Here is a 13094-nt window from a genome sequence, read left to right as displayed (position 1 = left end):
ATGTCCGCGCCCCGAAGACTCTGTGCGCTGCAATGAAAAAGGCCCCGTTGCCGGGGCCTTTCAACCAGTGTTCGCAAGCGTGTTTATTGCGACCAGCTGACCGCCGTCAGGTCGGTGGCCTGCGTCGGCGCATTGGTCCACAACCCCTTGACCCCCGCCTTGGCCACGCTCAGCGCGGCAAGCTGGAACAGGTAGCCGTTGACGTAATCATTGGAGATGATGGTCTGCGCCTCTTGCAGCATCTGGGTGCGCATGTCGGGGTCGGTTGTCCCGTTCAGCTTGGCCATCAGGTCCTGAAACGCCTTGTTGTCATACTGAAAATAGTATTCGGGGCGCGCATAAATCCCAATGTCCATCGGTTCGGTGTGGCTGACGATGGTCAGGCCGAAATTCTTGCCCCGGAACACGGTTTCCAGCCACTGCGCCCATTCCACATTGGTAATTTCCGCCTTGATGCCCACGGCGGCCAGTTGCGCGGCGATAATCTCGCCCCCGCGGCGCGCATAGGACGGCGGCGGCAGGTGCAGCGTGGTTTCAAACCCGTCCGGGAACCCGGCCTCGGCCAGCAATGCCTTGGCCTTTGCCGGGTCGTAGGCTGAATTTCCGGTCAGATCGACATAGGCCGGATGATGCGGAGCGAAATGGGTGCCAATCGGCGTGCCATAGCCGAACATCGCACCATCGATGATCGCCTGACGGTCGATCGCATGAGCCAGCGCCTCGCGCACCTTTACGTTGTCAAAGGGCGGCTGCTTGTTGTTGGTCGAGAGAATCGTTTCACCTTCGGTCGATCCGACAAGCACCTGGAACCGGGGATCGGCCTCGAACTGGGGCAGGTTTTCGGGGGCGGGAAACCCGCTGAACGCGTCGATATCTTCGGCCATCATCGCGGCAAAGGCGGCGGTCGGGTCGGAAATGAACTTGAACGTGGCGCTGTCCAGAATCGCGGGTGTGCCCCAGTAATCGGGGTTCCTGGCGATCTCGACCTTGTCGCCCTGGGTCCAGCTGACGAATTTGAACGCGCCGGTGCCCACCGGAGCGGTCTTGATATTCTCGATGCTTTCGGGCGCAACGATCACCGCATCACCCCAGGCCATGTTGAACAGGAAATTGCCGTTGGGTTCGCTCAGGGTCACTTTGACGGTCAGCGGATCGACCACGGTTACATCGCTGATCCCAGCAAACAGGGCCTTTTGCGCATTCACGCTGTCCTCGGCACGGGCGCGGTCGAGGCTGAATTTCACGTCCTCTGCGTCCATCGTGCTGCCGTCGTGGAATGTCACGCCATCCTGCAGCTTGAAGGTATAGGTCAGCCCATCCTCGGAGATTTCCCAGCTTTCGGCGAGGCCGGGCACGATGGACCCATCGCCCATGAACCGGGTCAGCCCTTCGAAGATGTTGGAATAGACAACGGAATCGATAGCCCCCGCCGCGGCGCTGGTCGGATCCAGATGGGGCGGCTCCAATTGCATGGCGACGGTGATTGACCCCTCGGCGATAACCTGCCCGGCAGTCAGGGCGGACGACAGCGCAAGGGCGGACCCGACGCCACGGATCATAGTTTTGAAATGCATGATGACTCTCCGTGAATGTTTTACAAACCCCCCGGGGCTTGGCTCATCGGGTCGAGTGTTCCCGCAAAACCCCACGTAATCAAGTGATTGATGATGTCCGAATTGCTGGCGGGCGCGCCGGATACTTGGTATTGGCGCGCAATTGACACCGCGAACAGGACGAAGAATGAGCGCCACTGCCCGCAAGACTGCCCCGACAGCCGAAGATATCCGCGCCCGGAAAGGCGCCGATCCGATTGTCAGCCTGACCGCTTACACCACCCCGATGGCCCAGTTCATGGACGCGCATTGCGATTTTGTACTGGTGGGCGATAGCGTCGGCATGGTGCTGCATGGGCTCAGCTCGACGCTGGGCGTGACGATGGACATGATGATCCTGCACGGCAGGGCGGTCGCACGTGGCCTGACACAGGCGATGATGGTGATCGACATGCCCTTTGGCAGTTATGAGGAAAGCCCGCAGCAGGCGTTTCGCAACGCCGCGCGTCTGATGGCGGAAACGGGCGCCGGTGCCGTAAAGCTGGAGGGCGGCGTTGAAATGGCCGAAACCATCCGGTTTCTTGTCAAACGCGGGATTCCGGTGATGGCCCACATCGGCCTGACACCGCAGTCGATCAACACCTTGGGCGGGTACAAGGTTCAGGGGCGCGATGCACAGGCAGATGCCGTGATGGGCGACGCCCACGCGGTGACCGACGCAGGCGCATTTGCGGTTGTTCTGGAAAAGGTACCGGAAACGCTGGCCAACCGGATCACGGATGAGGTGGCGATCCCCACCATTGGCATCGGGGCCTCGGCCGATTGCGATGGGCAGATCCTCGTGGTCGATGACATGCTGGGCTTTTTTACCGCCTTCAAACCGAAATTTGTCAAACGCTACTCTGATCTTGGAGATCAGGCCGAAGCGGCGATTGCCGAATATGCCGCCGAGGTGCGCGCGCGGACCTTTCCGGGCAAGGAGCATGTGTTTGCCGATGCGGCCCCGTCCAAAGGGGCCAAGGCATGACGCCGACAATCCTGCGCCAGCTGGCCGATCTGAGGGCCAGGCACGCAGAGTGGGTCAAGGCGGGCGAAACCGTTGCCGTTGTCCCGACAATGGGCGCGCTGCATGCCGGGCATCTGTCGCTGGTTCAGGCCGCGCGCAAGGCGTGCGACCGGGTGATCGTGACAATTTTCGTCAACCCGAAACAGTTCAACAACCCCGAGGATCTGGCCAATTATCCCCGCACCGAAAATGAAGATGCGGTGAAACTGGCCCCTTATGGCGTCGATGTTCTCTATGTGCCGGACGGCGATCAGATTTACCCCGATGGCTATGCCACCACCGTATCGGTCGCGGGACTGACCGACGTGCTGTGCGGTGCGCACCGCCCCGGACATTTCGATGGCGTGGCAACCGTCGTGGCCAAGATTTTCCTGCAAACAGGCGCCAGTCGGGCCTTTTTCGGGGAAAAGGATTTTCAGCAGCTTCAGATCGTGCGCCGCATGGCCAGTGATCTGGACATTCCCATTACCGTGGTCGGCTGTCCTACCATCCGCGAAGACAACGGTCTGGCCATGTCCTCGCGCAATTTACGCCTGACGGCGGAGGGTGCGGAAAAGGCACCGCATCTTTTTGCCGTGATGCAGGATACGGCCGCCGAACTGGCCAAGGGCGCGGATTTTGCTGCGCTGGCCAAATCCGCCCGTGACCGGTTGGTCGCAGCCGGGTTTGACGAGGTTGAATATTTTGAACTGCGCAGCGAAGCGGGTCTTGCCGAACTGAGCCGCCCGACAGAACCCGCCCGCCTGTTCGCAGCCGCCTGGATGGATGGGATACGCCTGATCGACAACATCGCCATTCCCGCGATCTGAGCGCGCCTGCACTCGGGGCTGGATGAAATCGCACAGCTTGCGCTAAGCTCTTGGAAACGCATTTCGGGGGAGGACGTGCAATGCCTTACATTCTGGCGATCGACCAGGGCACAACGTCGACACGCGCCATTCTGTTTGACGATCAGATGCAGGTGGCGGGCACCGCGCAGATGGAGTTTACCCAGTATTTTCCAAATTCGGGCTGGGTCGAACACGACCCCGAGGAGATCTGGCAATCCACACTCACCGTCTGTCGTCAGGTGATGGAAAAGGTCAGCGTCACGGCCGCCGATATTGCCGGAATTGGCATCACCAATCAGCGCGAAACCACCGTGGTCTGGGACAAGACCACCGGCGAGGCCGTGCATAATGCCATCGTCTGGCAGGACCGGCGCACCGCCGAAATTTGTGAAACCCTGCGCGCGGGCGGCCACGCAGACATGGTTGCGCGCACCACCGGCCTGTTGCTGGACCCCTATTTTTCCGGGACCAAGTTGAAATGGCTTCTGGAAACCGTGCCCGGTGCAAAGGACCGGGCCGAAAACGGCGATCTGCTTTTTGGCACCATCGACAGTTTTCTGATCTGGCGTCTGACCGGCGGCAAGGTGCACGCCACCGATGCCACAAATGCGGCGCGCACCCTGATGTTCGACATCAATACAGGCAAATGGAGCACCGATATGTGCGCCCTGCTGGACGTGCCGGTCAAAATGCTGCCGGATGTGCGTGACTGTGCCGCCGATTTCGGCCAGACCGATCCATCCCTGCTGGGCGGGGGCATTTCCATTCTGGGGGCCGCAGGCGACCAGCAGGCGGCCACCATCGGGCAGGCCTGTTTCAAACCGGGCATGATGAAATCGACCTACGGAACGGGCTGTTTCGCATTGCTCAATACCGGTGATAAGCCGGTGCATTCCCAAAACCGGATGCTGACCACGGTGGCTTATCAGCTCAACGGGCAACGCACCTATGCGCTCGAAGGGTCGATCTTTGTCGCCGGTGCGGTCGTGCAATGGTTGCGCGACGGGCTGGGGATCATCGAACGGGCCGAACATTCCGGCGAACTGGCGCTCGCGGCTGATCCGGCGCAGGACGTGGTGATCGTGCCTGCCTTCACCGGGCTTGGTGCCCCTTACTGGGAGCCAAACTGCCGGGGGGCGATGTTTGGACTGACCCGCAACACCGGTCCGGCTGAATTTGCCAGGGCCGCCTTGGAAAGCGTCGCGTTCCAGACCCGCGATCTCTATGAGGCGATGCGGGCAGACTGGAACGCGGATGCCGATACTATCCTGCGGGTCGATGGCGGGATGAGCGCGAGCAACTGGACCATGCAAAGCCTGTCCAACATTCTCGGCGCACCGGTGGACCGGCCGGTGATGCAGGAAACCACCGCGCTGGGCGCGGGGTGGCTTGCCGGCATGCAGGCCGGGATCTATCCCGATCAGGACGGGTTCGCCGCCACGTGGGCGCTGGATCATCGGTTCACGCCGGAAATGGACAGCGATCTGCGCGCCGCGCGCTATGACCGCTGGCGCCGTGCGGTCAAGGCCGTGATGAGCTTTTAACCAACTCTGGCGCCCGCTGGGATGATCGGAGGTTTCGCATTCAGCGCCTCGATCGAAAAGCCCGCAACCGATTTGTACTTGGCCGAATGCGCGGCCAGATCCTCGTACGGGATCACGTCGTTGATGTCGTCGAATTGGCCGCCACAAAGGTCCTCGACCCGTTGCAGAATACCGTCCGGCCCGCCACCGCGCCGGTTGGCCAGCCCCACGGCGGTTGTCACGGGGCGGATTTCCTCCTCATAGGCGGTCAGCGCCGCAGGTGTGATCCCGTGATCCAACAGACGCGCACCAATCACGCGCGCATCGACAATCGCCTGACTGGCCCCGTTTGACCCCACCGGAAAGGTGGCATGCGCCGCGTCCCCCATCAGCGTGACCCGCCCGAATGTCCACTGATCCAGCGGATCGCGGTCCACCATAGGGTACTCATAAATCCTGCCCGCCCCGTTGATGAGCGCAGGCACGTCAATCCAATCAAAGGTCCAATCGGTGAATTCGGGCAGGAAATCAGCCTTGTCGGCGAGCCGGTTCCAATCTTCTTTCTGCCAGCCCATCGACGGATCATAGCGTTTTTCGGCGATCCAGTTGATCGTGGCGAGGTTGGTGTCCGGGTCCGGGTCGGAAATCGGATAGGCCACCATGCGTACGCTGTCATGGCCGATCATCACCATCGCCGCCCCGCCAAAATAGGCGTCGGCCACCGTGGTTGCGCGCCACAGTACCTGACCGTTCCAGACCGGATCACCCTCGTCCGGGTACATCTGCGCGCGCAGGGCGGAATGGATACCATCGGCCGCCACGATAAGGTCACCGGCCACCCGCGTGCCATCGGCCAGCAGCAGATAGGCGCGGTCACCCTTTTGATCGAACCCCACGGCGCGCGCGCCGGTGACAACGCTGTCTGGTCCTGCCCGTTCCAGCAAGGTCTGATACAGCATCATCTGCAACTCACCACGATGCACGGAATATTGCGGCCATGCGTATCCGGCCCACATGCCGCGCGGTTCTTCCCAGATTTTCAGACCGAACCTGGTATGAAAGCCAATCTGCCGGGTCCGCACGCCGATACGGTCCAGTTCATCCTCAAGGCCCAGATCGAACAGTTCGCGCACCGCGTTGGGCTGGAGGTTGATACCCACCCCCATGGGGCGGATTTCCGGCGCGGATTCATAGATGCGAAACGGCACGCCGATCTGATGCAGCGTCAGGCCCAGCGACAATCCGGCAATCCCGCCGCCGGCAATCAGAATGGTCATGAAGTTCCCCCACAGTTTTCGTCAAAGAACCAGCACCGGGGAGCAGGCGCAAGGGTATGCGATCAACTTTGCCCGGCGATGATCAGATCGGGGCCAAAGATCGTGTCGGCGTGATCCTGAAGATAAATTTTCAGCCACGGCGTAAACCGTTCCGGGTGGCGCGCCACTTCGGCGATCAGGTCGTGGTATTCGACCCACCGGGTTTCCATCACCTCGTCCGGGTTTGAGGTGACTTTCAGCGACTTGCGCGCATGGGCCAGAAAGACGTCGACGACCTCATGCTCGACAAGACCGTTGCCCACGTCGGCGCGATATTCCAACTGGTGCCTGAATTCAGGGTACAGCCCGGTAACGCCCAGTTCCTCGTTTAGACGCCGCACGGCGCAAGTGCTTGAGTCTTCGTCCCATTCCGGATGGGTGCAGCAGGTATTCGCCCACAGGCCGGGCGTGTGGTATTTGCTAAGGGCGCGACGCTGCAACAGGATGTCTGTGCCCCGGAACACGAATACCGAAACGGCCTTGTGGCGCAGGCCCTTTTCATGAGCCTCCAGCTTTTCGACCGGAGTCAGTTTTCCGTCAACCCAGGCGGGGATCATGATGCTCATGTGCGCGGCCCCGTTTCAGGATGACGTTTCATGGCGGTGTGTACCTTGTGGTCGTGCCCCGAACCGGGGCATCGGCGGGCCGGAGGTTTCCACCCGGCCCGCCAGTTGCATTATTCCGTTGCGGCCGGCGAGACGCTGACCAGATAGGCATAGATGTCGTCCGCGCCTTTTTTCAGCTTGAAGCTCATCTTCGACTTGGCCTTGGTGTCGTCCAGATACTCCTTCAGGAAACCTGCCGGGTTCTCGACATACTCGGCAAAGGTTTCTGCGTCCCAAACAAGGCCCGCCTCGCCTGCGGCCACAAGGTCGCCGCTGTATTTGAACCCTTCAACGCTGCCAGCGGTGCGTCCGACCAGGCCATAAAGGTTGGGGCCGGTTTTACCACCCTTCACGATCGTTTCGCCAGAATCGGATGCAATCGTGTGACAGGATTTGCATTTCTTGAATCCGTTCTCGCCTTTTGCTGCATCGCCTTCGGCCAGAACCGGGCCTGCCAGAAGGCCGGCGATCAATGTTGCTACTACTCGTTTCATGTCATGCCTCTCAGTCAGTTCGAGTTGACCCAATACTTAAGTCTGCATGCCGAGAGTCAACTGCCACAATGCCGCGCCTCGGCGCGCCTGAATGTCGCTATCGGGAAATGTCGCACCAGGCTGGCAACAAATCGCCCGTTTTCGGCCGGGCAAGAAACACCGCCCGCGCGATGGCCCGCGACAGGCACAGCCCGGCGGCATGCCCAATCAGGCCAAGGTTCACATCGCCCGCGTCAACGTCGGACCGGCCCGTGCTGACCGCGAACACCAGATCGCCATCGCCCGGCGTGTGGGCGGGCACCGTGGCCCGCGCGATGCCGTCATGCGCGGCAACGGCCACGCGCTGGCATTGGGCCTTGCTCAGCGGGGCGTCGGTGGCGACGATGGCAATCGTGGTGTTGGCGCGATCGGAGTCACCGGCATGGGTCAGCCGTGCCTTTTTGCTGTCCAGCGTGCGGCCCAACCCGGCCGATAGGTCCGGCCCCAGCCCGCCGAATTCCCCGTCCACCTCGAACGGTGCGGCCCAGAAATGCCGCTCGCCGGGGGTGGTGACGCTGCCCACCGGGTTGGCAGCAACCAGCGCGCCAACCGTGATCCCGTTGTCCAGAACGAAGGACGCCGAGCCAAGCCCGCCTTTCAACATCGCGCTCATGGCCCCGGTTCCGGCCCCCGCCGTGCCCAGGTCAAACGCTTGGTCGACCGCGCCAAATGCGGCCCGCCCCAAGGCGCGATAGGGGTTCTCCGCCCAGTCCTTTTTCCCGCCGTTCAGCAGATCAAAAATGATCGCACCGGGCACCAGCGGAATGATCGCACTGCCCAGCCGAAACCCGCGCCCCTGCGCGCGCAGCCCGTCAACAACGCCGGAACAGGCATCCAGCCCATAGGCCGACCCGCCAGCCAACACCAGCGCATCCACATGCGCCACCGATTTGTCCGGTGCCAGCAGATCGGTTTCGCGTGTCCCAGGCGCGCCCCCCATCACGTGGACGGACGCGGTGAACGGCGCATCGCCGCTCAGGACAGTCACGCCGGATTTCAGCGTTTCGTCCTGCGCATTGCCGACCCCAAGCCCTGCGACATCCGTGATCAGGTTCCGCTGTCCCGGCTTCACGATGCACATCTTTCGCGGTGGGATATCGTACCCATCAGATACACCGTCCGCCGTCGACTTCCATGGCGACACCGGTGATCATGCCGGCCTCGTCCGAACACAGGAAACAGGCCGCATTGCCCAGGTCCTCGGGCTGAGAAAACCGGCCCAGCGGGATTGTTGACAGGAATTTGGCCCGCATTTCCGGCGTGTCCTCACCCATGAAGGATTTGAGCAGTGGCGTTTCCCCCGCAACCGGGTTCAGCGCATTCACCCGCACCCCGTCCGGGGCCAGCTCCACGGCCATGGCTTTGGTCGCGGTGATCATCCATCCCTTGGAGGCGTTGTACCAGTTCAGCTTGGGCCGGGGCGATACGCCGGCGGTCGAGGCGATATTCAGGATCGCCCCGGATTTGCGCGATTTCATATGCGGCACCAGCGACCGTGCCGTCAGGTAAACCGACTTGGCATTCACCGCCAGAACCCGGTCGAATTCATCCTCGGCCACATCTTCCAGCGGGGTGGGCAGGTGCGTGATGCCTGCATTGTTCACCAGAATATCCAGATGACCGAACATCGACAGCGCCGCGTCGGCCATGGCCTGAACCGATGCGCCATTCGCCACGTCCACCGGTTGGGCCACGGCGCGATCCCCGATGTCCCGGGCCATGGCGCTTGCCGCGTCGCCGTTGATATCGGCAATCATGACCCGCGCGCCTTCGGCAATGAATTTGCTGACAATCCCGGCGCCAAACCCCGAGGCGCCACCGGTCACGATGGCGGTTTTTCCGTCCAATCTCATGAAATATCTCCCTTTGCGGGCAGTTTAGTCGTCTCGCACGCGGCCGCGCAATGCCTTGACTGTGCTGCGCTGGGTCTTGGCCTCAAGACGGCGGCGCACCGACCCTTTGGTCGGCTTGGTGGCAATGCGCCGCTTGGGCGCGACCAGCGCCTTGGTGATCAACTCGGCCAGCCGTTCGCGCGCGATTTCGCGGTTGCGGGCCTGCGATCGGGTTTCATCGCATTGAATGATCAGCGCGCCATCCTTGGTCCAGCGCCGCCCCGCCAGCCGTTTCAGCCGTGTCTTGACCGGCCCGGGCAACGATGGTGAGCGTTCCGCTTCGAACCGCAACTCGACAGCCGTGGACACCTTGTTCACATTCTGCCCGCCGGGGCCGGACGCGCGCACAAAGCTTTCGCTCAGTTCCCAGTCCTGAATGGTGATGGTGTCCGATATCCGCAGCATGGGGCGATCTTAACGCGTTGCAGCGCAATCAAAAAGGGCCGCCCGAATACCGGACGGCCCTTATCGAAAGTTTCTTTGGAGGTGGGGCCGGTCAGACCTGTCCCAGATCCTGTTCAGGTGGCACTCCTGCCAAGGGCTGCCTCAGCAGGCGCTCTCCCAAACTGTACCGACACCTCGCTCCAATACCTTTCTTGACACTGGATCACCTCCTTTTCCGTTGTTGAACTCACCCTCAGGTTTGCACGGAAAATGCGGTTCGCCAAACAAAATCGTCACGCCTTGGCCGGGGTCCCGGTCAAACGCTGAACAATCAGGCGGAAAGGGATAAGCGCGACCAGCGCCAGCGACAGCTTCACGGCCCAGTCGGCCACTGCCAGCGACATCCACAGGGGGGCAACCGGCCCCGCGCCCAGCATCGGCAGGGCCTCGTTCGCCCAGGACACGTCGTTGCCCGGTTCCAGCCAGACCATCTGCGCCGAAAAGGCGATGCTGAAAAACAGGACCGTATCCACCGTCGAACCGATCAGGGTCGAGACCAGCGGCGCCCGCCACCATTTCCCGCCCCGCAGAGACGAAAACACCGCAACGTCCAAAAGCTGCGCCGTCAGGAAGGCAAGGCCGGACCCGATCGCGATACGCAAGGTGACCAGCGGGCCGAATTCGCCCATGATCTGCGTTCCGATCAGGGAACAGATCACCCCGACGACAAAGCCAAAGAACACGACTTTGCGGGCCGCGGGGGCACCGTAAACGCGGTTCATCACGTCGGTGACCAGAAAGGCGAACGGATAGGTAAAGGCGCCCCAGGTCAGCCATTGGCCGAACAGGAACTGAACAAGGATGTTCGAGGCCACCACGATGATGGCCATGGCAATGATGCCAGGAATATGTGCGCGTGTCATAAGTGTAAGCCCGTTTTGACAAGGTTGCGGCGACTTGGACCCCCGACGGGGATCAAGCGCGCCACCTAGCTGGTCTTTTTTGAAACCGCAAGCTTTTCTGCAACGCCCGACTGCGCGGGCGTTACCTGGATTTCAGAACCTTTGCGCACTGCCTTGGCAGGTCGGCCAGCACGTATTCGCGTCGTTTCTTGGGTTTGGGCGCGTTCGGGTTGGGCGGCGGCGGGTTCAGAATGTTGTTCACCCATTGCTGCGCATCTGCACAGCCATCGCCACGCGGCGGCGCATCCTGATTGGCGCAGCCACGCATACCGCGCGGGCAGGCCAGGCGCACATGGAAATGGTAATGATGCCCCCACCATGGCCGGACCTTGCGCAGCCAGCTGCGGTCGCCCTTTTCATCCTTGCACATCTGCACCTTGGCGCCGGGGAACACGAATATCCGCGCCACGCGCTTGTCCTTGGCGGCCTCGCGGATGATGCGGTGATGTGCCCGGCTCCAGTTGTTATTGACAAAGGCGCCGTTGGACCGCCGGGTCGAGATTGAGGAAATGCTCTCGCGCTGCTGGCGTGACAGGTTCAGGCGCGAGGTGGGCAACATCCAGATGTCGATGTCCAGCCCCACCTGATGGCTGCGGTGTCCCGTCAGCATCGGCCCGCCACGCGGCTGGCTGATGTCACCGATATACAGACCCTTCCACCCCGGCTGGCGGGCGGCGAATTTGCTGAGGTCCTGAATGAAATCGATGGTTTCCGGATGGCCCCAGTTGCGGTTGCGGCTCAGCCGCATTGCCTGCCATGTGGGTCCGGTCTCAGGCAATTCCACGGCCCCGGAAACGCATCCCTTGGCATAGCTGCCAAATACTCCGGGTGCTTGTCGCGATGCCTTGGGAATGGCGCCGAACAATTGTTTGGCCAGCGGTTCCGCCTGAACGGGACTGATAAAACACAAAACAAACAACAGGTAAGCAGTCAGGCGGGCAAGGGTCATCCAGTACGGTCTCCTTCGGCTTTCACCCAGATTAGCAGAATCAACCCCAGGACGAAAAGGCCAATTACCGGCGAAACGCCCAAACGGGCGCTGCCGGTGACGGCGGTGAAAATGCCGATCAGCGTTGGGGCGATAAATGCCGTTGCTCGCCCGGACAGACCGTACAGGCCGAACAACTCGGTTGCCTTTTCTTCGTTTGCATGCCGGGCCATCAGGCTGCGGCTTGATGCCTGTACAACGCCGCCCATGCCGCCGATCAGTGCGCCACAGATGAAAAACACGGTATCCGGCAGGCTCGACCCGTCGGCCAGCGGCATGCCGAAAAACTGCGTGCGCGACATGCCAACGATGACGGCACAAACGCCGATCAGGACCCATATCGCACCGATGATGACCGGCTTTGGTCCAACCCTGCTGTCCAGTTTGCCGCCGAGAAAGCTGAACAGGATGGACGACAGCAACGCCACGATTCCGAAAATGCCGATCTGGGTGATCTCCCAGCCCAGGACCAACACGGCGTAGACGCCGCCGAAACTGTAAAGCCCGTTAAGCGCATCGCGGTAAAACATCGACGCAAAGAGATAGGCCGTGACGCTTATCCGTTTCGGCAGGCTCGCCAACAGCTTCCCTAGCTCAGACAAGGCGTTCGAAAGATTGCCTTCGCGCCGTAACGGCGGGTCTTTGACCCACAGGAAATACGGAATCATGAAAATCGCGAACCAGATCGCAGTAAACGGACCCACCGCTCGGGTGCCTTCGCGTTCAGCACTGGCCAGACCCAAAATAGGATTCATCCCGATCAGGGTCTTGCCGTTCCCCTGCTCGGCCAGGAACAGAAGAACGATGATCAAGGTCAGAAGACCGCCTATGTAGCCAAACGCAAACCCGGACCCAGAGATTTCACCGATTTCATCCTTGTTGCCCAGCCCGGGCAGCTGCGAGTTTATGAAGATCAGCGCATATTCGGCCCCGATGAAGCCGATTCCGAATCCAACCAGGCCCAGCCACATGTTCGTGCCGTCCGGCATGGTCCACCATAGCGCAAAAGAACCGACGAAATACATCAGGGAAAAGGCATAGATCCAAGGAATGCGACGGCCGGTCGTGTCGGCAAACGCCCCCATGAAGGGCGCGCCAAAGCCGATGATCAGCCCGGTGATGGCCAGGCACCAGGCCCAGATAACTTGTGCATGTGCTTTGGCTTCGCTTTCGGCAAGTCCGCTGGCCAGATAGTATTCCGCTGCGACGCTGGCGAAATATGGACCGAAAACAAACGTGACCAGCAGCGTGTGATAGGGCTGGCTTGCCCAATCGAAAAACCACCATCCCCAAATGCGCTTGCGCTGTGAAATCTCTGCCATGACCTGCCCCTTTGTTATACAGGGATAAGACAGGGGATTGCCCTGTCAATCAAGCATCTCCTGCGCGGCGGACCACTTGCCCTTTGGCCTTCGGACGCTTAGGTCAGGGAGCGCAGCAAA

13 protein-coding genes are annotated in these 13094 nt (G+C 61.2%); 3 read left to right on the top strand and 10 right to left on the bottom strand.

What is annotated here, in order from left to right:
- Positions 1 to 83: 83 nt before the first annotated feature.
- The gene (locus tag ACXYMO_RS13035) at positions 84 to 1574 is read right to left on the bottom strand and encodes an ABC transporter substrate-binding protein (RefSeq protein WP_458879153.1); all 1491 of its coding nucleotides are present in this window, start codon (positions 1572 to 1574) and stop codon (positions 84 to 86) included.
- Positions 1575 to 1740: 166 nt separating this feature from the next.
- Between ACXYMO_RS13035 and panB the strand changes: the two genes are divergently transcribed.
- The 3 genes from panB (at position 1741) to glpK (ending at position 4993) form a co-directional block, all read left to right on the top strand.
- Positions 1741 to 2580 (top strand): 3-methyl-2-oxobutanoate hydroxymethyltransferase, encoded by an 840-nt coding sequence (panB, locus tag ACXYMO_RS13030; protein WP_458879152.1) that lies wholly within the window; start codon positions 1741 to 1743, stop codon positions 2578 to 2580.
- Positions 2577 to 3428: a pantoate--beta-alanine ligase gene (gene panC, locus ACXYMO_RS13025; RefSeq protein WP_458879151.1), complete on the top strand. Its 852-nt coding sequence runs from the start codon at positions 2577 to 2579 to the stop codon at positions 3426 to 3428. The genes panB and panC overlap by 4 nt, the downstream gene beginning before the upstream one ends.
- Before the next feature lie 80 nt (positions 3429 to 3508).
- Positions 3509 to 4993 (top strand): glycerol kinase GlpK, encoded by a 1485-nt coding sequence (gene glpK / locus ACXYMO_RS13020; protein ID WP_458879150.1) that lies wholly within the window; start codon positions 3509 to 3511, stop codon positions 4991 to 4993.
- Here the strand turns inward: glpK and ACXYMO_RS13015 are convergent.
- From ACXYMO_RS13015 to ACXYMO_RS12975, 9 genes are all read right to left on the bottom strand, one after another.
- Positions 4990 to 6249, bottom strand: a complete 1260-nt coding sequence (locus ACXYMO_RS13015) for a flavin-dependent oxidoreductase (protein WP_458879149.1) — start codon at positions 6247 to 6249, stop codon at positions 4990 to 4992. The two genes, glpK and ACXYMO_RS13015, sit on opposite strands and share 4 nt — an antisense overlap.
- Before the next feature lie 62 nt (positions 6250 to 6311).
- Positions 6312 to 6854 carry an isopentenyl-diphosphate Delta-isomerase gene (idi, locus tag ACXYMO_RS13010; RefSeq protein WP_458879148.1) on the bottom strand — a complete coding sequence of 181 codons (543 nt, stop codon included), beginning with the start codon at positions 6852 to 6854 and terminating at the stop codon, positions 6312 to 6314.
- 110 nt (positions 6855 to 6964) lie between these two features.
- Entirely contained in the window at positions 6965 to 7387 is a 423-nt protein-coding gene (locus tag ACXYMO_RS13005; RefSeq protein ID WP_458879147.1) for a c-type cytochrome, read from the bottom strand.
- A gap of 97 nt (positions 7388 to 7484) precedes the next feature.
- The gene (locus ACXYMO_RS13000; protein ID WP_458879146.1) at positions 7485 to 8498 is read right to left on the bottom strand and encodes a P1 family peptidase; all 1014 of its coding nucleotides are present in this window, start codon (positions 8496 to 8498) and stop codon (positions 7485 to 7487) included.
- Between the two features lie 34 nt (positions 8499 to 8532).
- The gene (locus ACXYMO_RS12995; RefSeq protein WP_458879145.1) at positions 8533 to 9279 is read right to left on the bottom strand and encodes an SDR family oxidoreductase; all 747 of its coding nucleotides are present in this window, start codon (positions 9277 to 9279) and stop codon (positions 8533 to 8535) included.
- A 24-nt stretch (positions 9280 to 9303) separates the two neighbouring features.
- Complete coding sequence (arfB, locus tag ACXYMO_RS12990; protein WP_458879144.1) at positions 9304 to 9723, bottom strand: alternative ribosome rescue aminoacyl-tRNA hydrolase ArfB; 420 nt, start codon at positions 9721 to 9723, stop codon at positions 9304 to 9306.
- 272 nt (positions 9724 to 9995) lie between these two features.
- Positions 9996 to 10625 (bottom strand): queuosine precursor transporter, encoded by a 630-nt coding sequence (locus ACXYMO_RS12985; protein WP_458879143.1) that lies wholly within the window; start codon positions 10623 to 10625, stop codon positions 9996 to 9998.
- A gap of 121 nt (positions 10626 to 10746) precedes the next feature.
- Positions 10747 to 11613 carry a penicillin-insensitive murein endopeptidase gene (gene mepA, locus ACXYMO_RS12980; protein ID WP_458879142.1) on the bottom strand — a complete coding sequence of 289 codons (867 nt, stop codon included), beginning with the start codon at positions 11611 to 11613 and terminating at the stop codon, positions 10747 to 10749.
- Positions 11610 to 12974 (bottom strand): MFS transporter, encoded by a 1365-nt coding sequence (locus ACXYMO_RS12975; protein ID WP_458879141.1) that lies wholly within the window; start codon positions 12972 to 12974, stop codon positions 11610 to 11612. The genes mepA and ACXYMO_RS12975 overlap by 4 nt, the downstream gene beginning before the upstream one ends.
- Positions 12975 to 13094 lie beyond the last annotated feature (120 nt).

The organism is Arenibacterium sp. CAU 1754 (assembly GCF_054482635.1).
This window is presented reverse-complemented; position numbering and strand designations above follow the sequence as displayed.